General features: G+C 64.1%; 24 protein-coding genes. 13 read left to right on the top strand and 11 right to left on the bottom strand.

Annotated features, from left to right (window positions below; translation table 11 throughout):
• Positions 1 to 54 precede the first annotated feature (54 nt).
• Positions 55 to 546, top strand: coding sequence for a hypothetical protein (locus tag AC1TPF_RS06930; RefSeq protein ID WP_482143212.1), 492 nt, complete (start codon positions 55 to 57; stop codon positions 544 to 546).
• Positions 547 to 612: 66 nt separating this feature from the next.
• Positions 613 to 1,140 carry a hypothetical protein gene (locus AC1TPF_RS06925; RefSeq protein WP_482143210.1) on the top strand — a complete coding sequence of 176 codons (528 nt, stop codon included), beginning with the start codon at positions 613 to 615 and terminating at the stop codon, positions 1,138 to 1,140.
• A gap of 156 nt (positions 1,141 to 1,296) precedes the next feature.
• Here the strand turns inward: AC1TPF_RS06925 and AC1TPF_RS06920 are convergent, their stop codons facing one another.
• Positions 1,297 to 2,583: a cytochrome P450 gene (locus AC1TPF_RS06920; RefSeq protein WP_482135856.1), complete on the bottom strand. Its 1,287-nt coding sequence runs from the start codon at positions 2,581 to 2,583 to the stop codon at positions 1,297 to 1,299.
• Positions 2,584 to 2,743: 160 nt separating this feature from the next.
• On the opposite strand from AC1TPF_RS06920, the gene AC1TPF_RS06915 reads away from it, so the two are divergent.
• From AC1TPF_RS06915 to AC1TPF_RS06895, 5 genes are all read left to right on the top strand, one after another.
• Positions 2,744 to 3,910 carry a steroid 3-ketoacyl-CoA thiolase gene (locus AC1TPF_RS06915; protein ID WP_482143209.1) on the top strand — a complete coding sequence of 389 codons (1,167 nt, stop codon included), beginning with the start codon at positions 2,744 to 2,746 and terminating at the stop codon, positions 3,908 to 3,910.
• A gap of 6 nt (positions 3,911 to 3,916) precedes the next feature.
• Positions 3,917 to 4,396, top strand: coding sequence for a nitroreductase family deazaflavin-dependent oxidoreductase (locus AC1TPF_RS06910; RefSeq protein WP_482135858.1), 480 nt, complete (start codon positions 3,917 to 3,919; stop codon positions 4,394 to 4,396).
• Between the two features lie 125 nt (positions 4,397 to 4,521).
• On the top strand, positions 4,522 to 6,210 hold the full coding sequence (locus AC1TPF_RS06905) for an alkaline phosphatase D family protein (protein ID WP_482143208.1): 1,689 nt from the start codon (positions 4,522 to 4,524) through the stop codon (positions 6,208 to 6,210).
• Between the two features lie 21 nt (positions 6,211 to 6,231).
• Entirely contained in the window at positions 6,232 to 7,311 is a 1,080-nt protein-coding gene (locus tag AC1TPF_RS06900; RefSeq protein WP_482143207.1) for a metallophosphoesterase, read from the top strand.
• 32 nt (positions 7,312 to 7,343) lie between these two features.
• The gene (locus tag AC1TPF_RS06895; protein ID WP_482135861.1) at positions 7,344 to 7,997 is read left to right on the top strand and encodes a GNAT family N-acetyltransferase; all 654 of its coding nucleotides are present in this window, start codon (positions 7,344 to 7,346) and stop codon (positions 7,995 to 7,997) included.
• Between the two features lie 76 nt (positions 7,998 to 8,073).
• Here AC1TPF_RS06895 and AC1TPF_RS06890 read toward each other — a convergent pair whose 3' ends face one another.
• From AC1TPF_RS06890 to AC1TPF_RS06880, 3 genes are read right to left on the bottom strand one after another with little or no spacing between them, the layout of a single operon-like run.
• Complete coding sequence (locus AC1TPF_RS06890) at positions 8,074 to 8,445, bottom strand: DUF8021 domain-containing protein (protein WP_482143205.1); 372 nt, start codon at positions 8,443 to 8,445, stop codon at positions 8,074 to 8,076.
• Entirely contained in the window at positions 8,442 to 9,362 is a 921-nt protein-coding gene (locus tag AC1TPF_RS06885; RefSeq protein ID WP_482135863.1) for an SDR family oxidoreductase, read from the bottom strand. The genes AC1TPF_RS06890 and AC1TPF_RS06885 overlap by 4 nt, the downstream gene beginning before the upstream one ends.
• A gap of 16 nt (positions 9,363 to 9,378) precedes the next feature.
• Positions 9,379 to 10,158 carry an SDR family oxidoreductase gene (locus AC1TPF_RS06880; protein ID WP_482135864.1) on the bottom strand — a complete coding sequence of 260 codons (780 nt, stop codon included), beginning with the start codon at positions 10,156 to 10,158 and terminating at the stop codon, positions 9,379 to 9,381.
• A gap of 91 nt (positions 10,159 to 10,249) precedes the next feature.
• Here AC1TPF_RS06880 and echA20 point away from each other — a divergent pair, with 91 nt between their 5' ends.
• From echA20 to AC1TPF_RS06855, 5 genes are all read left to right on the top strand, one after another.
• A complete protein-coding gene (echA20, locus tag AC1TPF_RS06875; protein WP_482135865.1) occupies positions 10,250 to 11,023 on the top strand; it encodes a (7aS)-7a-methyl-1,5-dioxo-2,3,5,6,7,7a-hexahydro-1H-indene-carboxyl-CoA hydrolase in 774 nt (257 codons plus the stop codon).
• A 6-nt stretch (positions 11,024 to 11,029) separates the two neighbouring features.
• Positions 11,030 to 11,920 carry a CoA transferase subunit A gene (locus AC1TPF_RS06870; RefSeq protein WP_482143203.1) on the top strand — a complete coding sequence of 297 codons (891 nt, stop codon included), beginning with the start codon at positions 11,030 to 11,032 and terminating at the stop codon, positions 11,918 to 11,920.
• A complete protein-coding gene (locus AC1TPF_RS06865) occupies positions 11,890 to 12,705 on the top strand; it encodes a CoA-transferase subunit beta (protein WP_482143201.1) in 816 nt (271 codons plus the stop codon). The genes AC1TPF_RS06870 and AC1TPF_RS06865 overlap by 31 nt, the downstream gene beginning before the upstream one ends.
• The gene (locus AC1TPF_RS06860; RefSeq protein ID WP_482143199.1) at positions 12,702 to 13,772 is read left to right on the top strand and encodes an NAD(P)H-dependent flavin oxidoreductase; all 1,071 of its coding nucleotides are present in this window, start codon (positions 12,702 to 12,704) and stop codon (positions 13,770 to 13,772) included. Before AC1TPF_RS06865 ends, AC1TPF_RS06860 begins: the two co-directional genes overlap by 4 nt.
• A gap of 174 nt (positions 13,773 to 13,946) precedes the next feature.
• The gene (locus AC1TPF_RS06855; protein WP_482143198.1) at positions 13,947 to 15,260 is read left to right on the top strand and encodes a class I SAM-dependent methyltransferase; all 1,314 of its coding nucleotides are present in this window, start codon (positions 13,947 to 13,949) and stop codon (positions 15,258 to 15,260) included.
• A 15-nt stretch (positions 15,261 to 15,275) separates the two neighbouring features.
• Here AC1TPF_RS06855 and AC1TPF_RS06850 read toward each other — a convergent pair whose 3' ends face one another.
• The 6 genes from AC1TPF_RS06850 to AC1TPF_RS06825 all read right to left on the bottom strand — a co-directional run bounded on the left by AC1TPF_RS06850 (position 15,276) and on the right by AC1TPF_RS06825 (position 22,151).
• A complete protein-coding gene (locus AC1TPF_RS06850) occupies positions 15,276 to 16,256 on the bottom strand; it encodes a DUF389 domain-containing protein (RefSeq protein ID WP_482143197.1) in 981 nt (326 codons plus the stop codon).
• Positions 16,257 to 16,299: 43 nt separating this feature from the next.
• Positions 16,300 to 16,935: a TetR/AcrR family transcriptional regulator gene (locus AC1TPF_RS06845; protein WP_482144044.1), complete on the bottom strand. Its 636-nt coding sequence runs from the start codon at positions 16,933 to 16,935 to the stop codon at positions 16,300 to 16,302.
• Positions 16,936 to 17,049: 114 nt separating this feature from the next.
• Positions 17,050 to 18,561 carry an aldehyde dehydrogenase family protein gene (locus AC1TPF_RS06840; protein WP_482143195.1) on the bottom strand — a complete coding sequence of 504 codons (1,512 nt, stop codon included), beginning with the start codon at positions 18,559 to 18,561 and terminating at the stop codon, positions 17,050 to 17,052.
• A gap of 334 nt (positions 18,562 to 18,895) precedes the next feature.
• Positions 18,896 to 20,050, bottom strand: a complete 1,155-nt coding sequence (locus AC1TPF_RS06835; protein WP_482135872.1) for an acetyl-CoA C-acetyltransferase — start codon at positions 20,048 to 20,050, stop codon at positions 18,896 to 18,898.
• Positions 20,051 to 20,088: 38 nt separating this feature from the next.
• A complete protein-coding gene (locus tag AC1TPF_RS06830) occupies positions 20,089 to 20,901 on the bottom strand; it encodes an SDR family oxidoreductase (RefSeq protein WP_482135873.1) in 813 nt (270 codons plus the stop codon).
• Positions 20,898 to 22,151, bottom strand: a complete 1,254-nt coding sequence (locus AC1TPF_RS06825; protein WP_482143193.1) for an acyl-CoA dehydrogenase family protein — start codon at positions 22,149 to 22,151, stop codon at positions 20,898 to 20,900. Before AC1TPF_RS06825 ends, AC1TPF_RS06830 begins: the two co-directional genes overlap by 4 nt.
• A 130-nt stretch (positions 22,152 to 22,281) precedes the next feature.
• Between AC1TPF_RS06825 and AC1TPF_RS06820 the strand changes: the two genes are divergently transcribed.
• Positions 22,282 to 23,883: a FadD3 family acyl-CoA ligase gene (locus AC1TPF_RS06820; RefSeq protein WP_482143192.1), complete on the top strand. Its 1,602-nt coding sequence runs from the start codon at positions 22,282 to 22,284 to the stop codon at positions 23,881 to 23,883.
• 266 nt (positions 23,884 to 24,149) lie between these two features.
• Here the strand turns inward: AC1TPF_RS06820 and AC1TPF_RS06815 are convergent, their stop codons facing one another.
• Positions 24,150 to 24,488 carry a histone-like nucleoid-structuring protein Lsr2 gene (locus AC1TPF_RS06815; RefSeq protein WP_482135876.1) on the bottom strand — a complete coding sequence of 113 codons (339 nt, stop codon included), beginning with the start codon at positions 24,486 to 24,488 and terminating at the stop codon, positions 24,150 to 24,152.
• Between the last annotated feature and the right edge of the window lie 52 nt (positions 24,489 to 24,540).

Genomic DNA, 24,540 nt, shown 5'->3' with positions numbered 1-24,540 from the left:
GCATCATTCAGAGGACTCGCCACAATGCGTAGGTCAACCGTTGCTGGTGTTGTCGTGACAAGTACCGCTGCTTTCGCCCTGATCGCTCCCGGGCAAGCCACCGCCGCCGACACCACCGCAACATTCACCATCCCGAGCGGCAGCCTGTCGATCACCGCACCCGCCGCGGCGGGACTGGCGGTCGACGCCGACGGAACCGCCGCCCGCGGGACGATCCCGAACATCAAAGTCATCGACGATCGACGGGGTACAGCCGGTTGGACCGTATACGTCGATGGAGGCGGATTCACGCGTGCAAGCGATGCGGATGTACTGCCCTCCAAGTACGCAATCCCCAGCGTGGGGTCCAGCGGAATCGTGAACGCGGCTCAGAGCCCCGAGTTCACACTGACAGGCTCGGGTGACCAAGACCCGGCGGTGGCGGTCACCGGGTCCGGTGTGCAAGGCGTCAACACCGCCGGCTGGGACGCCGCCGTAACCGTCGACCTGCCTCAGAATGTGCTGGCGGGCAACTACAGCAGCACCCTCACCCATTCGGTGACTTAGCTCGTCCACCACCGCTGTCGGCCCTTCTGCCCGATCTTCGATCTCCACCTTGAAGGACTCACCACAATGCGTAAATCAATCGTCGCCGGTATCGCCGTAACAAGCGCAACCATTCTCGCGTTGACCACTCCGGGCCAAGCCGCTGCCGCCGACACCACCGCAACATTCACCATCCCGAGCGGGCCACTGGCGATCACCGCGCCTTCTGAGTTGAGGCTGGACGTGAACACCAACGCGGTGGCAGTCGGAACGATCGCAGGCATCAAGGTCACCGACGACCGACGTGGAACAGACGGTTGGATCGTATATGTCGCCACCAGCGGAGTCTTCACGTCTGAAGACGCAGGAACCTCCACGACAGGCTGGAACTCGACCTACGTACCCGGCAACGCAACGACCAGCGGAACCGTAACGGTCACAAAAGGCGTTGCAGTCTCCATTCCGGTCACCGACCCGAAAGGGCCTGCCGTGCAGACCGCGACCGCTGCGAACGGCGCCAACACCGCCACGTGGGACGCCCGAATAGCTGTCCCGATCCCCGACGAAGCATTGGCGGGCACATACACCGGTGCCTACACTCACTCGGTGGCCTGACCTGCGAAGTCCTGGCCGAGGTCGAAAAAGATGCCTGAGCCCGGCACGCGTGGCAGATCCGGGGCTCCCCAAGTCTCGGCCACGGTGACAAACATACTGAACAAACGCCGTGTGGCCCGACCCTGAATCAGGGTCGGGCCACACGGCATTCGACAACTAGTGGGCGACGGGGCAACCGGTTCCGTAGTTGACCGTCATCTCCTTGACACCGTTGATCCAGCCGGACCGCAAACGGCGCGGCTCGGCGATCTTGGTGATGTCCGGCATATGGTCGGCGATGGCGTTGAAGATCAGGTTGATCTCCATGCGCGCCAGGTTCGCCCCGACACAATAATGGGCACCGTGACCACCGAATCCCACGTGCGGGTTGGGGTCTCGCAGGATATCGAACTCGAAGGGATTCTCGAACACCTCTTCGTCGAAGTTCGCCGATGCGTAGAACATTCCGACGCGCTGACCCTTCTTGATCTCGACATCGCCGAGAACAAGATCGTGACGGGCTGTGCGCTGGAAGCAGTTGACCGGCGTGGCCCAGCGGACGATCTCGTCGGCCGTGGTCGCGGGACGTTCACGCTTGTACAGCTCCCACTGATCCGGATTGTCGATGAAGGCGTTCATCCCGTGACTGATCGCGTTTCGGGTGGTCTCGTTGCCTGCCACCGCGAGCAGCAGCACGAAGTAGCCGAACTCGATCTCTTCGAGGGACTGACCGTCGATGTCGGCATGGACGAGCGCCGTCACGATGTCGTCTTTCGGGGAGTTCTTGCGCTGCTCGGCCATCGTGTAGGCGTAACCGAGCAGTTCGGCCGAGGCGATCTGCGCCGGACTGAGCTCCTCACCCTCGAGGGGCTCGTTGAACTCGGGATCGTCGGTGTTCATCATCGTGTTCGACCAATGGAACAGTCGCTCACGGTCTTCGGCCGGTACGCCGAGCAGATCGGCGATGGCCATCAGCGGCAGATTGACCGCAACATCCTCGACGAAGTCGCCTTCACCTTTTGCTGCGGCATCGCGGGCGATCTTCTGGGCCGCCTCTTCGAGGGACTCCTCCAGCGCGTGCACGGCCTTGGGCGTGAACAGCTTTGCGATCAGTTTCCGCAGACGGGTGTGCTCCGGCGGATCGTGATTGATCAGCAGCGCCTTGGTGATGTCGAGCTGTTCCGGGGTCATCTCGTCGTCGAACCGCATGATCACACCGTTTTCGTTGGTGGACCAATCATCGTTGTTCTTCGACACCGCCCGAATGTGCTCGTGCTTGCTGACAACCCAATACCCACCATCGTGGAACCCACCGCCCTTGCCCTCTTCCTGGGCGTTCCACCAGACGGGGGCGGTCTTACGCAATTCCGCGAATTCCCGGACCGGGATACCCTGCTCTAACAGGTCAGGACTGGTGAAGTCGAACCCCTTCACGAACGGGCACACCTGCTCGGCCTGCGTCATTGCATTCCCCTCAATCCTCTGCATGAACGTGTTCTAGTCGATCGTAGAGCACAATGGCCAGCAAGGCCACTACCTGCTGTAATAGGACTTGTGTCCAGTTGGCAACTTGTTCTAGTTTCGTATGGACAACGACCTTTTTCGCAGTATGAAAGGAAATGACATGGGAACACCGGTGATCGTCGAGGCGACCCGCTCCCCGATCGGTAAACGGGCAGGATGGCTCTCCGGACTCCATCCGGCAGAACTGCTCGGAGCAACCCAGAAAGCTCTGGTGGAACGCGCCGGAATCGATCCGAACGAGGTCGAGCAGGTCATCGGCGGCTGCGTGATGCAGGTGGGTGCGCAATCGAACAACGTGACCCGGACCGCGTGGCTGCATGCCGGGCTCCCCTGGCAGACCGGTGCGACCACCGTCGATTGCCAGTGCGGTTCTGCCCAGCAGGCCAATCACCTGATCGCCGGCCTGATCGCGACCGGCGCCATCGACGTCGGCATCGCCTGTGGTGTCGAGTCGATGACCACGGTGCCGCTCGGCGCCAACGTGATGCTCGAAGGTGCGGGCAAACGACGCCCCGAGTCGTGGGATATCGACATGCCCGACCAGTTCTTGGCCGCCGAACGTATCGCGACCCGGCGCGGGATCACCCGCGCGGACGTCGACGCGCTCGGTGTGCGCAGCCAGCAGCTCGCCAAGCAGGCCTGGGATGAGGGTCGCTACGACCGGGAGATCTTCTCGCTGAAGGCACCCGAGCGGACCAAGGAAGGCGAGCTGACCGGCAACATCCTCGATGTCGCGCGCGATCAGGGACTGCGCGAGACCACCCTGGAATCGCTTGGCAAGCTCAAGCCCGTACTGGAGGGCGGCATCCACACCGCCGGAACATCCTCACAGGTCTCCGACGGCGCCGCCGCCGTCCTGATCATGGACGAAGACAAGGCAAAGGCGTTGGGGCTCAAGCCTCGTGCACGGTTTGTCGCCCAGGCACTGGTCGGCGCCGAGCCGTACTACCACCTCGACGGACCGGTCCAGGCCACCGAAAAGGTCCTGACCAAGGCCGGGATGTCCATCTCCGACATCGATCGGTTCGAGGTGAACGAGGCATTCGCCTCGGTACTGCTGTCATGGGCTGCCGTGCACAACCCCGACATGGACAAGGTCAACGTCAACGGCGGCGCGATCGCGCTCGGCCATCCGGTCGGATCCACCGGGGCGCGCCTGATCACCACCGCGTTGCATGAGTTGGAGCGTTCCGATTCGTCCACCGCCCTGATCACGATGTGTGCCGGTGGAGCCCTGTCCACCGGAACCATCATCGAACGGATCTGAGGTCTCATGCCCCCGCAAGAAACTCCCAAGGCCCTCAATTCCAAGGCCGTCGGCTCGATGATAAAACTCGGATCTCGCCTCAACACCCGGGTCTACAAGATGAGCGGGGGCAAGGTCGGGGCAAACTGGCGGATCGGTTCCGGTTTCAAGAAGCCGGTCCCGGTCATCCTGCTGACCACCATCGGCCGCAAATCCGGGAAGCCGCGTACCGTTCCGCTGCTGTATCTGCGCGACGGCGCCAACGTCGTGGTGGTCGCCTCCCAGGGTGGCATGGCATCGAACCCGGCCTGGTATCTCAATCTGAGAGACAACCCCGACGTGACCATCCAGGAGGGCAAGCACACCACGGTGATGCGAGCCCGCGAGGCCACCGACGCCGAGCGCGAACGGCTGTGGCCGCAGCTGGTGGAGATCTACGCCGATTTCGACACTTATCAGGGCTGGACAGAACGCAAGATCCCGGTGGTCATCTGCGAACCGAAGTGAGTTGACGTCCGGCGGCGCAGGGGGGTCACATAGCCAAGCGTTCACCGGTGGGTCGCAAAGAATTCTTCGCGAAGGTCACCGGATTGCATCCTCGGGGTCGCCGGGTATGCCAGGATTTGTGCGCAATGAAAACAACTCGAGATTCTCAGCCCCGCACCTGGACTCAGCCGTCACGTCGCGCGTTCATCGGCGGGGCCGCCGTCGGAACCGTCGGCGTCCTCGGGTCGGTCTATGCCGGGAGCGCGAGCGCTGATCCCACCGCACCCGTAGCCGCCTTCCGCCATGGCATCGCATCGGGCGACCCGTTGCCCGACCGCGTGATCCTGTGGACCCGCATCACCCCGACCGACGACGCCGCCCCGGGCTCGGGCCGGGGCAGCGCCACGTCCGTGGCCTGGGACGTCGCCACCGATCCGGGATTTGCCTCGGTGGTCTCGTCCGGGATTGCCGATACCGGACCGGACCGTGACCTCACCGTCAAGGTCGACGCCGGTGGTCTGGCGCCGAATACGCGCTACCACTATCGTTTCCGCGTCGTCAGCGGTCCGGCTGCCGGCGCGGTCTCCCCGACCGGTCAGACAAAAACGGCACCTGCGACGGCCGCGGAAGTCGCCAAGGTGCGATTCGGTGTTGTGTCCTGTTCGAACTGGGAGGCCGGATACTTCAGTGCCTACCGGCATCTGGCCGCACAACCGGACCTCGACGCGATCGTCCACCTCGGCGACTACATCTACGAGTACGGGGTCGGCGAATATGGCGGGCATGACGGGTCGGTCCGCACCCATCAGCCACCGCACGAGATCGTCTCGCTCACCGACTATCGAATCCGGCACGGCCAGTACAAGTCCGACTCCGATCTGCAGGGCGCACACCGGAACGTGCCGTGGATCTGCACCTGGGACGACCACGAATCGGCCAACGACGCATACGCTTCGGGCGCCGAGAATCACAGTCCCGCCGAGGGTGATTGGTCGGCCCGCAAAGCCGCCTCCGAGCAGGCCTACTACGAGTGGATGCCGGTCCGGCCCGATGTCGACGCGGGCGGCCGCCATCTCTATCGCCGCCTGCGCTTCGGAAACCTGCTCGAACTCACGATGCTGGATCTGCGAACCTACCGCAGCGCACAACAATCGATGACGTCCGCGAAAACCGACAGCCCGGCCGCCACCATCACCGGCGCCGCGCAGATGTCCTGGTTGACCAATGGTGTCGTCTCGTCACCGGCCACCTGGCAGATCATCGGCAACCCGGTGATGATCAGCCCCATCCTGATCCCGCCGCTCGAACCACGCACGACCGAGGCACTGACCGAACTGCTCGGTGTCCCGCAGGCCGGGGTCCCGTTGAACGCCGATGCCTGGGACGGTTACACCGCCGACCGCAAGCGGCTCTATCAGGCGTTGCGAGACAACAACATCGACAATGCGGTGTTCATCACCGGCGACATCCACATGTCTTTCGCCTGCGACCTGCCCGTCGATGCCGCCAACTATCCGGGTGCGGGCACCGTTGGTACCGAGTTGGTGGTGACCTCGGTGACCTCCAACAACGTCGACGACATCGTCGGGGTCCCCGAATACACCGCGGGTGCGGTCGCTGCCGCCGCACTCACCAACGTCAACCACCACCTGCGCTGGGTCGACACCGATGCCCACGGTTACTCGGTTCTGACCGTGACCCCGGCTGCCACACAGATGGATTGGTACTTCATCGACAACCGCGACGATCCACGCTCGGGTCAGCGATACGCGCAGTCCTGGCGGGTGCCCAACGGTGCCAGGCAAGTACACCCCGCCACCAGCCCAGCCCGTTGATCCGCAGAAAGACACCCAACCATGAGTGAGCAGCCCACACCATCTCGTTCCGGCTTCCGCAGGCGCACATTCCTGGCCGGCACCGCGGCAGCGGCAGGCGCCGGAATCGCCCTGGCAGGCACCGCGCAGGCCGCACCCGCGACCACCGGCCGGTTCCCGTTTCCCCAAACCGGTTCGACGGCGCGGATTCTGATCACCGGCGACGCGGGAACCGGTGAGGCCCCCCAGTTCGCGGTGACCAAGGCGGCCCGGGCACTGCACGCGCAGAACCCGTTCGGGATGGCAGTCGGGCTTGGCGACAACATCTATGAGACCGGCCCCAACGGTCCCGACGACCACCAGTTCGACGAGAAGTTCGAAAAGCCCAACACCGGCCTCGACTTCCCGTGGGTGATGGCACTGGGCAACCACGACAACTCCGCGGTGTTTCCCGGCGACGGTGGCTGGCTGCTCCGCGGCGATGCCGAGGTGGCGTACCACTCGCGGTCGTCGCGCTGGTACATGCCCAAGCGTTACTTCTCGGTGGCGGTACCCGAGCAGACCCCGCTGGTCGAGTTCTTCATCCTCGACCTCAATCCCATCGCGGCATACATCCCGCCGTTCCTCGCGCCGTACTGGGAACCGCAGGGCACGTACATGACACAGCAGCGTCAGTGGCTGCGGAAAGCACTAGCCGAGTCCAAGGCGACGTGGAAGATCGTCGGCACGCACCACCCCTATCTCAACAACGGACCTCACGGCAGCGCCGGACACTACGACGGCATCCCGATCCCCCCGATCAACGGGATCCTCGTCAAGGAATTCTTCGAACAGGAGATCGCAGGCCGCGCGCACTTCTTCCTGTCCGGGCACGATCACTCGCTGCAGGTTTTCGACCCGACGACGTTGTCGAAGGGCACCCGCCAGCTGGTCTCGGGCGCGGCGTCCAAGTCCGTCGAAGACCGATCATCCAAGGAAACCCCGGCGCTGTACGAGAACTATTCCAACCGCGGATTCATGACCATGGACATCAGCAGCACTGAGGTGGACCTGCGGGTCTATACGGTCGACCTGTCCACCGGCACCCCGGCCGAGGCGTTCACGAAACGCTACTCCGTATGACCGGAGCGCGCGATCGCGAATAGGATCAAACCATGACTGATCCAGACCGTGCCGCAATACGTCGCGACATCACCGCCGCCCTCGAAGCCGCTTTCGAACAACGCCATGCCGTACTCGACGCCATCGTCGAGGCCGAAGACCGTCCGGCCGCCGTGGCAGCCATCGCAGACCTGCTCTCGGTGCCTGCCGTCGGAGCGGAGGCAGTCCTGGGGATGTCGTTCGATCGTCTGACGGTGTCGGCACGGCGCGCCAATGCCGCCGAGCTCGAGGACCTCAACAGCAAGCTCACGTTCACCCAGACCGATCGTCCGGCCGCGACCGCCGAGACGCTCACCCTGCGGCCGTTCAAAGACAGCGATGCCGACCTGTTCGCCGCCCGGACCGCCGACGTGGGTGCGGCAGGCGACGGCAGCGGCACCCCTGCCGCCGAGATCAGCGAAGAAATCTCCTCGGCCAACAGCCGGATGGACAACGAAGAAGCTGTGTGGCTCGTGGCAGTCGAGGGTGAGCACAAGGTGGGCATCGTCTTCGGTGAACTGTCCGACGGCGAGGTCGACGTCCGGATCTGGATCGCACCCGACCACCGTAAGCGCGGCTACGGCACCGCTGCGCTGCGTCGCAGCCGCTCCGAACTCGCCGCGTACTTCCCCGGTGTCCCGATGGTGGTCCGCACCCCCATCGCATAATTCGTAGACGCTCCACCTATGCGAAGACGCTCCACATATTTGTGGAGCGTCTTCGTATTTGTGGAGCGTTTGCGGGTCAGCTGCGGCGCGGGACCCCGAACTTCGCAACGATCTTGACGATCCGACCGGTGCCATCGAACTCGAAACTCTCGGTCACCAGCGCACGCAGGCGCAAGGGTTTCGGATGGACGTGTACATAAAACGTACTGTGGACAACGCGCCCGGTTGCTTCGGCCGTGAAGTCACCGATCGCGTGGATGAGGCGGAACTGCGGTCCGCGAGCCAGACTGCGCCGCAGATGGTTTCCGTTGCGTCCGGTCTTGACACCCATCTCGATCCGTACACAGTCCGGATGAAACGGCACCCCCGACGGGTCATGGCTGACCAGGGCGTCGACATACGACTTCGCCGCCGCGATCAGCTCTCCATCGGTGGGTGCAGCGGTCATCGTGCCCCGTAGACCGGCATCGGAGTGGGCGCTTCTTCCAGGATGTCCTTCACCACGGGCCCGAGTTCCGCCGGATCCCATTTGGCGCCCTTGTCCCGCTTGACGCTTCGCTGCCAGCCATCACTGACCGAGATGGTTCCACCCTCGACCTCGAAGACCCGGCCACTGACCTGAGCCGATTCCTCGGAGCCCAGCCAGACCACGAGCGGGGACACGTTCGCCGGATCCATCGCATCGAACGAGCCGTCCTCGGGCGCTGCCATCTGCGCGGCCATGGCCTCACCGGAACCGGTGGTCATGCGGGTACGAGCCGACGGCGCAATGGCATTCACCGTGACACCGTAACCCTTCATCTCCGCTGCGGCCTGGATGGTGAGTTCTGCGATCGCGGCCTTGGCCGCGGAGTAGTTGCCCTGTCCGACCGAGCCGTACAGTCCAGCGCCCGACGAGGTGTTGATGACACGGGCTGCCCGGGTGTTGCCTGCCTTCGACTCGGCCCGCCAGTACGCGGCGGCGTGGCGCAGCATCGCGAAGTGTCCCTTGAGGTGGACGCGGATGACGTTGTCCCAGTCCTCTTCGCTCATCATCACGAGCATCTTGTCGCGCAGGAAACCGGCGTTGTTGACCAGCACGTCGAGTCCGCCGAACGTGTTGATCGCGGTGGCCACCACGTTCTGCGCGCCTGCCCAATCAGCGACGTCGTCGCCGTTGACGACCGCTTCGCCACCAGCGGCGATGATCTCGGCGACAACCTGCTCGGCGGGAGACTCCCCGGTGGCCGCCCCGTCGAGGCCGGCACCGATGTCGTTGACCACCACTTTCGCGCCCTCGCGAGCAAAGGCCAGGGCATGTTCGCGGCCGATCCCCCGGCCCGCGCCGGTCACGATGACAACGCGTCCGTCAACAATTCCACTCATCAGTTATCTCCTCAGTTCAGGTGTTGGTAGGGGTGACCGAGTTCGCGGCGGTGGCGGCGTCCAGGAACGCCAGCTTCTCTCCGCCGCCATGCACGGTCAGTGTCGAACCGGTGATGTAGGAAGCCAACGGCGACAACAGGAATGCCACCGCATTTCCGACATCCTCGGGGGAGGCCAGACGGCCCATCGGGATGGTCTTGCCGACGGCGTCCACCCCGGCCTGGTCGCCGTAGTGCAACTCCGCCAACTCGGTGCGCACCGCTCCGGCAACCACCGAGTTGATCCGCACCGTCGGCGCCCATTCGGCAGCCAATGAACCGGTCAGCGAATCGAGCCCAGCCTTCGCCGCACCATAGGCCGCGGTTCCGGGCGACGGACGATGCCCGCTCATGCTCGAGACGTTCACGATCGAGCCACCACCTTGCTGATCACGCATGATCCTTTGCACCGCCTGCGAAATGATGAGCGGCGCGAGCATGTTCAGTTCCACGATCTTCGAGTGGTAGCGGGGTGAGACGTCGGCGGCGAGTGCAAACGGTGCACCGCCTGCATTGTTCACCGCCCCGTCGAGGCTGCCGTGGCGCGCGGCGATGTCGTCCACCATCGCGGTGACCGCGTCAGCATCGCGAATGTCGCAGCTCACGAAGTCCACCCGCGGATCGGGTACGTCGGCAGGGCGCCGAGCACACGCCACCACGGTGGCTCCCAGGTCTGCCAGTACCGCACTGATACCGGCACCGACACCTCTGACGCCACCGGTCACCAGCACCACCTGGCCTTGCAAGCCGAGGTCCATCCACGCTCCGTTCCGAGTCAGCAGTTTGAGTGTTAAGGTACCAAGCAATTGCTTGGTTGGTCTACACCAGGACAGTACGCGAGGAGCATTGATGCCGATCACCACATCCACAGTTGAACCGGGAGTCGTCACGGTCACCGTCGACTACCCACCGGTCAATGCCTTGCCGTCAGCGGCATGGTTCGAACTCGGCGAAGCGATCATCGCCGCCGGTCAGGCGCCTGACACCCATGTTGTGATCCTGCGAGCCGAGGGCCGGGGGTTCAATGCCGGCGTCGACATCAAGGAGATGCAGGCCACCGAGGGGTATGACGCCCTGGTCGCCGCCAACCGCGGATGTGCCGCCGCCTTTGCCGCGGTCTACGACTGCGCGGTGCCCGTCATCGTCGCGGTGAACGGATTCTGCGTGGGCGGCGGCATCGGTCTGGTCGGCAACGCCGACGTGATCGTGGCCTCCGACGACGCCATCTTCGGGCTGCCAGAGGTCGACCGCGGGGCCCTTGGCGCCGCCACCCACCTGGCCCGGCTCGTCCCCCAGCACACGATGCGCACGCTGTACTTCACCGCGCAGAACGTCACCGCCCAGCAATTGCTGCACTTCGGTTCGGTGCAGGCAGTGGTACCGCGGGCCGAACTCGACGAGGCCGCACTGGAGATCGCCCGCAAGATCGCCGCGAAGGACACCCGCGTGATCCGGGCGGCCAAGGAAGCCATCAACGGCATCGATCCGGTCGACGTGAAGAACAGCTACCGCCTCGAACAGGGCTACACCTTCGAACTGAATCTCGCAGGCGTGGCCGACGAGCACCGTGACGCGTTTGTCGAAACCGGCAAGCCGAAAACCGCAACAACCAAGGGGGCTTGAGCCCAGATGGCAACCGACAAGACCAGCACCCTCGACGAGATCATCGGCGAGATCGAGAGCGGAATGACCATCGGTATCGGTGGTTGGGGTTCGCGGCGTAAGCCGATGGCATTGGTACGGGCCCTGGCCCGTTCGAGCGTCACCGACCTGACCGTGGTCACCTATGGCGGGCCGGATCTCGGTTTGCTCTGTGCCGCAGGCAAAGTGAGCAAGGCCTACTACGGCTTCGTCTCGCTCGACTCCCCGCCGTTCTACGATCCGTGGTTCGCACACGCGCGCACCACCGGGGCCATCACGGTCCGTGAGATGGACGAGGGCATGGTCAAGTGCGGCCTCGAGGCCGCCGCTGCACGCCTGCCCTTCCTGCCGGTTCGTGCCGGCCTCGGCTCCGACGTCCCGAACTTCTGGGAAGGCGAATTGAGCACGATCACCTCGCCCTATCCGGATGAGGATGGCCGCCACCAGACCTTGATCGCGATGCCGGCCCTGGAACTCGACGCGGCGTTCGTCCATCTCGACATCGCCGACAAGCACGGTAACGCCGCGTACACCGGCGTCGACCCGTACTTCGACGACCTCTACTGCGGTGCGGCCAAGCGGCGCTACCTCGAGACCGACCGCCTGGTGACCACCGAGGAGCTGGTGGAAAAGGTTCCCGTGCAGCGTCTTCTGCTCAACCGGCTCAACGTCGACCGGGTGGTGCACACCCCGAACGGTGCGCACTTCACCCTTGCAGGCGAATACGGGCGCGACGAAGCCTTCCAGCGGTTCTATGCCGAGTCGGCCAAAACCCCCGAAGCCTGGCAGGCGTTCTCCGACCGGTTCCTGACCGTGCCCGAAGACGTCTATCAGGCAGAGGTCGAGAAATGGAACTCCGAGCGAGAGGCCGCACAGTGACTACCCCGAATACCGCGTCAGATGTGACACGCGCCGAGTACTGCGTCATCGCGTGCGCCGAGATCTTCTCCGGTGCAGGCGAAATCATGGCCTCGCCGATGTCCACCACCCCGTTGATCGGCGCCCGGCTGGCCCGACTGACCACTGAACCCGATCTGCTGATCACCGACGGTGAATCCCTGATCTTCGCCGACACCCCTGGCGTCGGACGCTCCGGCGCCATCGAAGGATGGATGCCGTTCCGCAAGGTCTTCGACGTGGTCGCGTCCGGCCGCAGGCACGTGGTGATGGGCGCCAACCAGATCGACCGGTACGGCAACCAGAACCTCGCGTCGTTCGGGCCGCTCCAGCACCCCACCCGCCAGATGTTCGGATCCCGCGGCGCACCGGGAAACACCATCAACCACCCCACCAGCTATTGGGTTGCCAAACATTCCGCTCGGGTGTTCACCGATGTCGATGTGGTCTCCGGTGTCGGCTACGACAAGATCGACCCCGAGAACCCGGCTTTCAAGTACCTGAACATCCCCCGCGTGGTCACCAATCTCGGTGTCTTCGACTTCGAAGGCCCCGACCACACCATGCGCGCGGTCTCGTTGCACCCCGGCGTCGACGCCGCAGAGGTCGCCGAGAACACAGGCTTCGAGATCGCCGGCCTGGCCGATGCTGCGGTCACCCGCACGCCCTCCGCCGAGGAACTGCGGATCATCCGTGAAGTGCTCGACCCGAAGGGTTTGCGGGAGAAGGAAGTCAAGCCCGCTTCGACCACCAAGGCAGCGCAATGACCGCAGCGCCGCTTGCAACCAGGTTTACCGAACTGGTCGGCATCGATTACCCGATCGTCCAGACCGGTATGGGCTGGGTGTCGGGACCATCGCTGACCTCGGCGACGTCCAACGCCGGCGGACTGGGCATCCTGGCTTCGGCGACGATGACCTATTCCGAACTGGAAGCGGCCATCAAGAAGACGAAGTCGCTGACCACCAAGCCTTTTGGTGTCAACATGCGCGCCGATGCCACCGACGCACCCGAGCGGATCGACCTGCTGATCCGCGAAAAGGTCAAGGTGGCCTCGTTTGCGCTGGCTCCCAAGAAGGAACTGATCGCCAAGCTGAAAGATCATGGGATCGTGGTCATCCCGTCGATCGGCGCCGCCAAGCATGCGGTGAAGGTTGCCTCGTGGGGTGCCGATGCCGTGATCGTGCAGGGCGGCGAAGGCGGCGGACACACCGGTCCGGTTGCCACCACCCTGTTGCTGCCGAGTGTGCTCGACGCACTTGGACCCGACGGCATCCCGGTCGTCGCGGCCGGCGGGTTCTTCGACGGCCGTGGCCTGGTTGCCGCATTGGCGTACGGCGCCGAAGGCGTGGCGATGGGCACCCGCTTCCTGTTGACCAGCGACAGTGCCGTGCCCGACTCGGTCAAGGCGCAGTATCTCGAACGTGGGCTCAGCGACACCGTCGTCTCGACGAAGGTCGACGGCATGCCGCACCGGGTGCTGCGGACCGAGCTGGTCGAAAAGCTCGAATCAGGCAACGGCGCAACCGCACTGGCGGCGGCTGCGAGCAACGCCAACAAGTTCAAGCGGATGACCGGCATGAAGTGGTCGACCATGCTCAAAGACGGCCGCTCCATGCGCAAGTCGGGCGAACGCACCTGGCAGCAGATCATCATGGCAGGCAACACCCCGATGTTGTTGCGGGCCGGACTGGTCGAGGGCAACACCGAAGCCGGAGTCCTGGCCTCGGGTCAGGTGGTCGGGATGATCAACGACCTGCCCAGCTGTGATGAGCTCATCCAGCAGATCATGACCCAAGCACGAAGCCGTCTGGATGCTCTAAGCAAGTTCTGATCCCCTGACCCCGGGCAGGCCTTTCACGTACTCCGGTGCGCTGACGAAAGGGTTGCCCGGGGTCGGATCATCGATTCAACGTCGGTGGTGAACTCTTGCTACTTCGGACACTCCCCGCGAACCAAAGTGTTAGCTTTTTGAAGCAGCTGACCGTTCGTTCAGGGAGGTCCTTCGATGAGTTCAGCCGCACAACGTGTGCTCTCGACGTTCGAAGAACTCGTAGGCACTGAACTCCCGGTTCACGTGCGATGTTGGGACGGCTCCGAAGCCGGACCGCCCGACAGTGCCGCGCGAGTCTTCTTCCGGAACCGCACCGCGCTCCGTCGCTTGTTGTGGTCCCCCGGCGAACTCGGCCTGGCCCGAGCGTTTGTGGCAGGCGACCTCGAGGTCGAGGGTGACATCTTCGCGCTGCTGGATGTGCCCGGACTGCTATCGCGGATCAGCGAACACCGCGTCCGCGCGATGAAACCGGTTGCCGTCGTTCGCATCGCGGGCTCCCTGCTCAGACTCGGTGCCGTCGGCCCCCCGCCGAAACCACCGACCGTCGAGATGCGGCGCAAACGCGGGCCACTGCACAGCCGATCACGCGACTCCGCCGCGATTTCACACCATTACGACGTCGGCAACGATTTCTATCGCCTTTTCCTCGACAGCGGCATGGTGTACTCGTGCGCATATTGGGAGGACGGTGTCACCGATCTCGACGTCGCCCAGATCGCCAAATGTGATCTGGTCTGCCGAAAGCTCGGCCTGAAGGCCGGCATGCGGCTGCTCGACGTGGGCTGCGGATGGGGCACGATGGCCATCCACGCAGCGAAGACCTACGGGGTAGACGTGGTGGGCGTCTCGTTGAGCCAGGAACAGGTCGAACTGGCGAAGACCCGAGTCGCAGACGCCGGTCTCTCCGATCGGATCGAGATCCGATTGCAGGACTACCGCGACGTCGATGACGGCCCCTACGATGCCATTTCGAGCATCGGGATGTCCGAACACGTCGGGCTCTGGCAACTACCGACGTACACCAGCGCCTTGCAGGGATTACTCAAACCCGGCGGCCGGCTTCTCAATCACGCAATCGCCCGGGTCACCTCCCTGCCCGACGACCCCAACCCGGCCACCTTCATCGACCACTACGTGTTTCCCGACGGGGAAATCCTGCCGCTGAGCAAAACAATCGATGCGCTCGAGCATGCCGGCCTGGAGGTTCGCGACAGTGAGGCTCTTCGCGAGCACTACGCGCTGACCCTGCGCGTCTGGGTCGCCAATCTCCTGCGGTCGTGGGACCAGGCCACCACGCTGGTCGGGGTGCAGCGAGCCCGCACGTGGCTGCTCTACCTCGCGGCGAGTGCACTCGGATTCGAGGAGGCGCGTCGTCTCACCATCCACCAGGTGCTGGCGGTACGCCCCGGCGACGATGGCGTCAGCGGACTGCCCCGGACCCGCGGCAGTTGGTACCACCCAGATGTCAGCGGGCAACCGCCGCAGTAGAAGCGCCTGCACCCATCACGGGTCCCGTTGCCACCGATCGCCCAGCCTTCGACCGATGGGCAGGGTGGCGCGGTACGCCGAGACCCTGGCCCACACCATGTGCTGCACCGCCAGCGTCAACCAGCCCGCAATGGCCATCCCGAAGAGGTTGATCACGAGCTGGAAACTGCTGCCGACGACCGCGTCCCGGACTCCGAAAGCCAACCCCAGTGCGACGTTGCCCGCGGCGGGAATAGTGGTCACGGAGATGAAGACCCCGGACAGCCCACCGAGCCTGGCCGATGTCAGAGACAGCACCCCAGCGATCCCCGCGATCACGGCAACGATGAACGACCACTTGTCCGGGGTGTAGATGAAGTCGGTGTCGGGCCGGGACTCGGTCACATCGGCCACCGTCACCCAGCCGAAGCCACGCACGACTAGGGTTGCGATGGTCGTGGCCGCGATGGCGAGCAGAAATCCACCACTCAGTGTCATCAATGCACGTCCGAGAAGCGTCATCCGCCTGCGTACCAGTGCGACTCCAAGCGCGGCCACAGCCCCGAACTCGGGGCCGAGGACCATCGCACCGACGAGGAGAATGCTCGAATCGAGGACGATGGCCACTGCACACAGCACGGTCGCCAGAACCATGAAACTTGCGAAGGTCCAATTGAATTCGGAGTCGTCGTAGGCCTGCTGCGTCACATCGGCCCAGACAACCGCATCTGCACTCGCCCCCGGTGTCACCCGGTCGGCCTCTCGAGCACTCTGAGAGACCCACGTCGGAACCGGGGCCAGATGCACACTGCCGAACCGGTGAATTCCCATGTCCCGCAACATATCGACGACCTCGTTGGCGCCTTCCCTCGCGATGTAGGCCTCGATCACATCGCCTTGGGGCTTGACCGACACGCCACGATGTACCGTCACGTTGCTGACAGCGGTGTCCTCGCAGAGAAGTCCTACGATGCGATCTGCGTGTTCACCTGGGGCGATGACCCGTATCTGCAGCATTCCGACAGCTTGCCACGGCGCACCCGCCGAAACGACGAAGCGGTCAGCGTGGCACGATCCCGTCGAGCACGACACTCAAATACTGGTCGGCCACCTCGCGGGCGGCCCGCTCACCACCCGGGCGATACCAGCGGACGGCAACCCAGACCGTGTCGCGCATGAAGCGGTACACCAGTTCGGTGTCGAGATCAGGCCGGAAACTGCCGTCGGCCACACCCCTGGTCAGGACATCGCTCCACAGCGTGCGGAACTCGACGTTGCGATCCTGGATGTACGAAAACCGTTCCTGGCCGGCGAGTCGCTTGGCCTCATCCTGGTAGATCGCCACCGCAGAATGATCGCGGTCAATGCTCTCGAACGACGCGATCACCAAGGCGGTCAAGGTTTCTCGCGCCGGCATACCGGCCGCGACCACCTCGTGATACGTCTCGAAGAGCGAATCGAGGAACGACCTCAGGATCTCGTCGACCATCGACTCCTTGGAGTCGAAATGGTGATACAGACTGCCGGAGAGGATGCCCGCCGCATCGGCGATGTCACGGACCGTGGTGGTCCGCAGTCCACGTTCGGCAAACAGTCCACTTGCCACCGCCAGCAATTCATCACGCCGCGACGGACGACCATTGGCCGCATCAGCCGCACCGGTCTTTCTCGCCTGGCCTGCGCCCTGCTTCTTTATCCCGCGGCTTTCCGCCACCTGCGACCACCTCCATCGATAGCCTAGCAAGCGCTTGGTTGCCTGGCTGCCGGTAGAGGTTCGCCGCAGGTGGCGGAATCCGTCCGACCTACAAGGTTACTTCTTGCCGTTTTTCTTGATGGATCGCTTGGTGAAGAAGTTCCATGCCTTGAGCTGCAAGTTGGTGGTCTTGGTGTCACGCGACGTGAACGGCGCCGACATCATCTCCGAAACGGTGATCTTCAACGACGAGAAGGCGATGGCCCGCGTGTGCGAGAAGGTGTCGAAGCCGAACTTGCCGTGGTAGTTACCCATACCGCTGCGGCCGATACCGCCGAACGGAAGATCCGGGCCGAACATGTTGACCGCGAAGTCATTTCCGTTGATCGAACCCGAGCGGGTCGAGTCGGCGAGCTTGGTGAAGCGGTCGTTGTAGTCGCCGTACCAGTACATCGTCAGCGGGTGCGGATGGCTGCTGATGTGGGTGATCGCCTCATCGAGTTGCCGGTAGGGGTACACCGTGAGGACGGGACCGAAGACTTCGTCCTCTTCGATCTTCATGCCGGCCTTGACGCCGGTGAGCAGCGTCGGCGGGATCTTGCGCGCCTGGGCGTCAGGCAGCTTCTCCCCCACCGGGATCACCTGATGCTTGGTGGCACCGAGAGCTTCGGCATCGTCGATGAGGCCGACGATGCGGTTGAAATTCTTCTCGTTGATCGTCGACGTGTACTGCGGGTTGTCCTTGATCGTCGGCAGGTTGGTGCGCCAGCGGGCCAGCACACGGTCGGTGAACTCGCCGACCTTGGACTCCGGTACCCACACATAATCGGGGCACAGGCAGACCTGGCCACCATTGACCAGACGCGCATCGGCGACCCCGTTGGCGGCCTTGGCGATATCGGTGTCGATGTCCACGACCACGGGGTTCTTGCCGCCGAGTTCGAGTGTCACCGGCACCAGGTTCTTACCTGCCTCCGCGGCGACCGAAGCGCCCACATCGGGCGATCCGGTGAAGAACATGTGATCGACCTCGAGTTTTGCGAAGTCGGACCCACCACCATGAGCGCTGGTCAACACGGCCAGCTCTTCGAGCTCGAAGTACTTCGGCGCATGCTTCGCCAGTACGGCCGTCGTCTTGGCGGTGACCGACGACGGACGCATCAGCACGCGGTTACCGGCAGCGAACGCTGATCCGGCAGGCACGATCGTGAGCTGCAGCGGGAAGTTCCACGGACCCATGATCCCGACAACACCCTTGGGGTCGTGCCGCAGTTCTTGTCGCAGGCCGGCGCGGGCCAACCATTTACCCGGCGTCGATGTCTTCATCCACCCGGAGAGGTGCTTCTTCTGGTGTGCCAGGTCGATCATGCAGCCGGCGATATCTGCTGCCATCGACAGTTCACGGGGACGGGTGCCGAAGTCGTCGTTGAGCGCTTCGGCGATCTCCTCCGCGTTGTCGAGGAGCAGCGACTGGAGCCGATTGATCCGATCGATACGGGTCTTGGCATCAGGGATTCCGTCCCGCAGGAATGCCGTGCGCTGCAGTTCGAGCAACGCCTGCAGCGACAACGTATCCGCCGACGTCTCGTCTCGGACCTGCTGCTTTGCCACATCTGCCGGTTTTGTCATTGCGGGAACCTCCACGAGCCGTTGGTCATCTGCGGGACATTGGAACGAAACTCCAAGTCTGTCGCAAACCAGTATGCGCTACCTCACACCGAGTGCGCCACTGCCGATCTCGCGCCACCTGAATTTGTGCCGCCCACCTGCACTTGCAGGTGGGCGGCACAAGAACAGGCGCAAGACCGATACTGCCCGTCAGAGCCGTTCGATGATTTCAGGCGTTGGCGGTGCCGCCGCCCTCACACCGCGGCGAACCGACTGATACCTGTCAGAGCCGTTCGATGATCGTGACGTTGGCGGTGCCGCCGCCCTCACACCGCGGCGAACCGACTGATACCTGTCAGAGCCGTTCGATGATCGTGACGTTGGCGGTGCCGCCGCCCTCACACATCGTCTGGAGGCCGTAGCGGCCGCCGGTGCGTTCGAGTTCGTGCAGAAGCGTCGCGAAGAGCTTGGCTCCGGTGGCGCCCAGCGGATGCCCGAGGGCGATGCCGCCGCCGTTCGGGTTGACCTTGGCCGGGTCGGCCCCGGTCTCCTTGAGCCAGGCCAGCACCACGGGTGCGAAAGCCTCGTTGATCTCGACGACATCGATGTCGTCGATGGTCAGCCCGGCCTTGGCCAGGGCGTATTTGGTCGCCGGGATCGGCGCGGACAACATCATCACCGGGTCGGCGCCGCGAACCGAGATGTGGTGGATCCGGGCCCGCGGGGTCAGGCCGTACTGCTTGAGGGCGGCTTCGGAGACGACCAAGGTTGCCGACGCACCGTCGCAGATCTGTGAGGCGACGGCGGCTGTGAGATCCGAGCCCTCGGCCAGGACCTGCAGTGAGGCCATCTTCTCCAGCGACGTCTCGCGGGGGCATTCGTCGACGACGCAGTCGCCGAGTGCAACCGTCTCGGCATCGAAGCGGCCTGCTGCGATGGCGGCGCGGGCGCGCTCGTGCGACTGCAGTGCCCAGCGCTCCATGTCGTCGCGGCTGATGTCCCACTTCTTGGCCATCATGTCGGCACCGACGAACTGGGAGATCTCTGCGTCACCAAAACGCTTGTCCCAGCCGACCGACCCGGCGAACGGACTGGTGAACCCGTATTCGGCACCGGCGAGCATCGCCGCCGAGATCGGGATGGCGCTCATGTTCTGCACGCCACCGGCCACGACGACGTCCTGGGTTCCACTCATCACGGCCTGGGCGGCGAAGTGGATGGCCTGCTGCGACGATCCGCACTGGCGATCGACGGTGGTGCCGGGGATCTCCAGGGGCAGGCCGGCGGCCAGCCAGGCGCTGCGGGCGATGTTGCCCGCCTGCGGGCCGATTGCATCGACGCAGCCGAAGATGACGTCGTCGACGGTCATCGGATCGATGCCGGTGCGCTCGACGAGGGCGGAGATGACGTGTGCACCCATATCGGCGGGGTGGACCTTGGCCAGCGAACCGTTCCGTTTCCCGACCGGGGTACGCAACGCATCGACGATGTAAGCCTGGGGCGAAGACATGTTGTGCTCCTTCTATATTCGACGTTGGGACAGCGAGATCAGGCGCGCTGGCTCGAGATGGAGACGACCTCACCGGTGAGGTAGGTGGTGTAGTCGCTGGCGAGCATCGCGATGGTGGCGGCGATCTCCCACACCTCCGCGGCCCGCCCGTAGGCCTCGCGGGAGGCCAGGTCGGTGAGCAGCTCTTCGCTGGTCACCTTCGCCAGGAACGGATGCCGCGCGATGGACGGTGCCACCGCGTTGATCCGCACGCCGTATTCGGCGGCTTCGATCGCAGCGCAGCGGGTTAGCGCCATCACACCGGCTTTGGCTGCCGCGTAATGGGATTGGCTGTGCTGGGCTCGCCATCCCAAGACCGACGCATTGTTGACGATGACACCCCCGTGCGGTGCGTCACGGAAGTAGCGCAGTGCCGCGCGGGTCGCCCGGAAGGTGCCGTTCAGGGTGATGTCGATGACGCGATCCCACTCGTCGTCGTTCATGTCGACCACGGGGGTCTCACCGCCGAGGCCGGCATTGTTGACCAGGATGTCGATCCGACCCAATTCGCTTGCGGCAGTTTCGATCAGAGCGTTGACCTGCGAGGTCTCCTGGACGTTGCACACGACCTGCGCCACGGTCTGCCCACCGAATTCGGCGCGCAGCTTGTCCGCGGTCTCCGTCAGCCGCCGTTCGTGCCAGTCGCTGACCACCACGTCGGCGCCTTCGAGGAGCGCACGTCGCGCGGTGGAGAATCCGATGCCGGTTCCGGCTGCCGCGGTGACAACCACCTTCCGTCCGGCCAGGAGTCCGTGGCCGGGAATCTCTTCCGGGGCCGTCGCCAGCGGGCTGGGGCGATGTTCAACTGTCACGATCGTGCCTCTCGAGGTAGTCCGAGCACGCGCTCGGCAATGATGTTGCGCTGCACTTCATTTGATCCGCCGTAGATGGTGTCCGACCTGGTGAACAGGTACAGACGCTGCCATACGTCGAGCTCGACGTTCCCGGGATCGAAGATGTTGTTCGGCGCGCCCTCACTGGTGGCGTCCGGAGCGATCAGCGAGGACGGACCCTGGACGGCTACCGCGAGCTCACCGAGATCGCGATGCCAGTTGGCCCACAACAGTTTGGCCACCGAGGCCTCGCCGCCGGACCCGCCGGTGTCGACCGCGGCCAGCGTGCGTTGCACGTGCGCCCGCATCACGCGGAGTTCAAGCCAGGCGCGGGCGATCCGCTCGCGGATGACCGGATCGTCGGCCGCGCCGTTCGACTTGGCCATCTCAACGATCTCGCTCAGTTCACGGGAGAATCCGACCTGCTGGCCGAGCGTGGACACACCACGTTCGAACTGCAGCAGCCCCATCGCGACCTTCCAGCCGTCGCCCGGCGCGCCGACCACAAGACTCGCCTCGGTGGTGGCGTTGTCGAAGAAGACCTCGTTGAACTCGGAGGTGCCGGTGAGTTGCTGGATGGGACGCACCGTCACACCGGGCTGGTCGAGTGGGACGAGCAGGAAGCTCAGTCCACTGTGCCGTGTCGAACCGGGTTCGCTGCGGCACAGGACGAACGCCCACTGCGCGACATGCGCGAGCGAGGTCCAGACCTTCTGTCCGTTGATCACCCACTTGCCGTCCTCCAGACGGGCCGTCGTGGAGATGTTGGCCAGGTCGGAACCGGCGCCGGGCTCGGAATAGCCCTGCGCCCACAGCTCGTCGACCGTGGTGATCGGCGGCAGGAACCGTTCCTTCTGCTCCTGGGTCCCGAACGCGATCAGCGTGGGCCCGAGGAGTTCCTCACCGACGTGGCTCACCCGCGCCGGAGCGCCGGAGCGCGCGTATTCCTGATGGAAGAGGATCCGCTGCTCGATGGTGGCCCCGCGGCCACCGAACTCGGTTGGCCAGCCGAGGCAGGTCCACCCCGACTTCGCCAGCAGCCGATCCCAGGCCAGTCGGGGTCCAAAAAATTCGTGTTCACTGCCGGGCCCACCACGGGACTTCAGATGCTCGAACTCACCCAACAGGTGTTCATCGAGCCAGGATCGCACAGCGTCCGAGAATTCGGCCGCCGATCCGTCCCATCGTCCCAGGTCCACGCCTCGGTCAGCGAGCTTGATCGCCGTCATGCAACTCAGCGTAGCCGACCAAGCACTTGCTCGGTTTACTACCCAAGCAAGTGCTAGGTTTTTGCGACGAGCCTGTTGCCTCCGGCACAGGTATTAGCCTTTTGAGCAGGTGAGAGCACCGGGAGGAATTATGTCTGTGGGATCGCAGCAGTCAGCAGCAAGCGTGGAGTCCGAAGAAGTGACAACTACGCCACAGGCGTTGATCCGAGCTGCGAGGCTCTGGCCCGACCAGACCGCCATCATCGACGATCAGTGGGGCCAGACGGTGTCGCTCACCTGGTCGGAACTGCTGAGCACGGTGCGCACTTTCGCCACCGCCCTGGCCGAACAGGGCATCGCCCCTGGCGACCGCGTGGCGATCTGGGCGCCCAACAGCCATCACTGGCCCATCGCCGCCCTTGGCATCCATTACGCCGGCGCCACCTTGGTCCCACTGAACACCCGCTACACCGCCACCGAAGCCCTGGAGATCATCCAGCGCACCCATGCGCGGGCCCTGGTGATCGCAGGCGTGTTCCTGGGCTCCGATCGACTCGGTGAACTCACGGCCGAGGCAGGCGGCGACCTGGCGGCAGCAACCGACCTTGTCGCCACCCTGCGCATCCGTCTGCAGCCCGACGACGAACGCGGGGCCATCGGTATCGACTGGGACGACTTCCTCGATACTGCCGCCTCCCGCGATCACAGTGAGGCCGACCGCAGGGCCGCCGCACTGGCCCCCACGGACTACTCCGACATCCTGTTCACCTCCGGTACCACCGGGAGGTCCAAAGGCGTCCTCGCCGAGCACCAGCAGACCATTGCCGGATCCGGCGCCTGGGCCGACAACGGAGGCCTGCGCCCCGGCGACCTCTATGTCATGGCGAATCCCTATTTCCACACCTTCGGATACAAGGCAGGCATCCTGGCCTGCCTGCTCAACGGGACAACCATGTTGCCGCTGGCGGTGTACTCGACCGACGCCGCGATGCAATTGGTCCAGGAGCGCCGCGCGACGGTCTTCCCCGGAGCGCCGACCATCTTCCAGACACTTCTCGACGCTCCTCGTCGAGGCGAGTTCGACCTCTCCTCACTTCGCCTGGCAGTCACCGGGGCGGCCATCGTCCCGGTGGTCCTGGTCGAACGCATGCAGCGCGATCTGGGCATCGACACCGTCATCACGGCCTACGGCCTCACGGAGGCGGGCGGCTTTGTCACCACCTGCACGCCGGACGACGACGACGAAACCGTCGCCAACACCTGCGGACGCCCGTTCCGGGGTATGGAGATCCGGCTGTCCGACAGCGGCGAGGTGCTGACCAGAGGAAAGATGGTGATGGCCGGATACCTCGAGGACCCCGTGTCCACCGCGGAAGCGATCGACTCCGACGGTTGGCTCCACACCGGCGACATCGGGACCATCGACGACCGCGGCAACCTGTCCATCACCGGCCGCTCGAAGGACATGTACATCTGCGGTGGATTCAACGTCTATCCCGCCGAGGTCGAGCAAGTGTTGTCCCGGATCGACGGCGTGACCGAGGCCGCTGTGATCGGTGTACCGGACGAACGTCTCGGCGAGGTCGGGCGCGCATATGTGTCGGTCGCCCCGGGGGCATCGGTGGACGAATCGTTGATATTGGCAAACGCCCGAGGGAAACTGGCGAACTTCAAGATCCCGCGTTCCGTGGTGTTCGTCGAACAGTTCCCGCGTAATGCGGCGGGGAAGATCCTGAAGCGCGAACTCCGCTAAAAAATCCGTGCGCTTTGCGAACCTTTCCAGGGTTTCAAACGTTTGCTTCAACCGCACAATCCTGACGCATCGATTAAATGTCGCTGACGTTCAGAAAAAAGAAACTAAAGTGCAAAAGTGATCGCGAAGATCATTTCTTTCCTAAGTGTTTACTGTGAAGTGCGTTTTAGTAATTCCCCAACCGACACTTGCGAAAGAAAAAGGCGGGCAGTCCGAATACTCGGACCGCCCGCCTTTCAGACAGAGTCTGAACTCAACTCATTGAGTCAGTGCGCCTCGTTGTAGGCCTCGACAACACCGGCCGCGATACGTCCACGAGCCGATACCGGGTGCCCATTGCGCCGCGCCCAATCACGGATCGCCGCAGTCTGCTCACGGTCGACTGGGGCCTTACCTGCGACGCTGAGGCCCTTGGGACGCTTACGCCCACCGACCCGACGTGCATGTTCTGCCCACCGTGCGACGTCGTCACGCAGCTTGTCTGCATTCTTCGTCGACAGATCGATCTCATAAGTGACACCGTCTACACCGAACTCGACGGTCTCGTCCGCAATTTTGCTGTCGTCGACATCGTCGACCAGCGTGACCGTAACCTTCTTAGCCATAACACTCCATTCTTGATGGCTCCCCGACATACAAGACGGTTTCTCAGAACAC

It is taken from the genome of Williamsia sp. Y853, from assembly GCF_056786495.1.
This window is presented reverse-complemented; position numbering and strand designations above follow the sequence as displayed.

What these genes read in the sequence shown, in the direction of transcription:
- AC1TPF_RS06865 (WP_482143201.1), top strand. Translation starts at nt 11,890, where the DNA reads ATGGAACTCCGAGCGAGAGGCCGCACAGTGACTACCCCGAATACCGCG.
- AC1TPF_RS06825 (WP_482143193.1), bottom strand. Translation starts at nt 22,151, where the DNA reads ATGACGGCGATCAAGCTCGCTGACCGAGGCGTGGACCTGGGACGATGG.
- AC1TPF_RS06815 (WP_482135876.1), bottom strand. Translation starts at nt 24,488, where the DNA reads ATGGCTAAGAAGGTTACGGTCACGCTGGTCGACGATGTCGACGACAGC.
- AC1TPF_RS06880 (WP_482135864.1), bottom strand. Translation starts at nt 10,158, where the DNA reads ATGGACCTCGGCTTGCAAGGCCAGGTGGTGCTGGTGACCGGTGGCGTC.
- AC1TPF_RS06900 (WP_482143207.1), top strand. Translation starts at nt 6,232, where the DNA reads ATGAGTGAGCAGCCCACACCATCTCGTTCCGGCTTCCGCAGGCGCACA.
- AC1TPF_RS06850 (WP_482143197.1), bottom strand. Translation starts at nt 16,256, where the DNA reads ATGCTGCAGATACGGGTCATCGCCCCAGGTGAACACGCAGATCGCATC.
- AC1TPF_RS06885 (WP_482135863.1), bottom strand. Translation starts at nt 9,362, where the DNA reads ATGAGTGGAATTGTTGACGGACGCGTTGTCATCGTGACCGGCGCGGGC.
- AC1TPF_RS06840 (WP_482143195.1), bottom strand. Translation starts at nt 18,561, where the DNA reads ATGACAAAACCGGCAGATGTGGCAAAGCAGCAGGTCCGAGACGAGACG.
- AC1TPF_RS06855 (WP_482143198.1), top strand. Translation starts at nt 13,947, where the DNA reads ATGAGTTCAGCCGCACAACGTGTGCTCTCGACGTTCGAAGAACTCGTA.
- AC1TPF_RS06870 (WP_482143203.1), top strand. Translation starts at nt 11,030, where the DNA reads ATGGCAACCGACAAGACCAGCACCCTCGACGAGATCATCGGCGAGATC.
- AC1TPF_RS06820 (WP_482143192.1), top strand. Translation starts at nt 22,282, where the DNA reads ATGTCTGTGGGATCGCAGCAGTCAGCAGCAAGCGTGGAGTCCGAAGAA.
- AC1TPF_RS06890 (WP_482143205.1), bottom strand. Translation starts at nt 8,445, where the DNA reads ATGACCGCTGCACCCACCGATGGAGAGCTGATCGCGGCGGCGAAGTCG.
- AC1TPF_RS06860 (WP_482143199.1), top strand. Translation starts at nt 12,702, where the DNA reads ATGACCGCAGCGCCGCTTGCAACCAGGTTTACCGAACTGGTCGGCATC.
- AC1TPF_RS06895 (WP_482135861.1), top strand. Translation starts at nt 7,344, where the DNA reads ATGACTGATCCAGACCGTGCCGCAATACGTCGCGACATCACCGCCGCC.
- AC1TPF_RS06920 (WP_482135856.1), bottom strand. Translation starts at nt 2,583, where the DNA reads ATGACGCAGGCCGAGCAGGTGTGCCCGTTCGTGAAGGGGTTCGACTTC.
- AC1TPF_RS06835 (WP_482135872.1), bottom strand. Translation starts at nt 20,050, where the DNA reads ATGTCTTCGCCCCAGGCTTACATCGTCGATGCGTTGCGTACCCCGGTC.
- AC1TPF_RS06905 (WP_482143208.1), top strand. Translation starts at nt 4,522, where the DNA reads ATGAAAACAACTCGAGATTCTCAGCCCCGCACCTGGACTCAGCCGTCA.
- AC1TPF_RS06925 (WP_482143210.1), top strand. Translation starts at nt 613, where the DNA reads ATGCGTAAATCAATCGTCGCCGGTATCGCCGTAACAAGCGCAACCATT.
- AC1TPF_RS06910 (WP_482135858.1), top strand. Translation starts at nt 3,917, where the DNA reads ATGCCCCCGCAAGAAACTCCCAAGGCCCTCAATTCCAAGGCCGTCGGC.
- AC1TPF_RS06915 (WP_482143209.1), top strand. Translation starts at nt 2,744, where the DNA reads ATGGGAACACCGGTGATCGTCGAGGCGACCCGCTCCCCGATCGGTAAA.
- echA20 (WP_482135865.1), top strand. Translation starts at nt 10,250, where the DNA reads ATGCCGATCACCACATCCACAGTTGAACCGGGAGTCGTCACGGTCACC.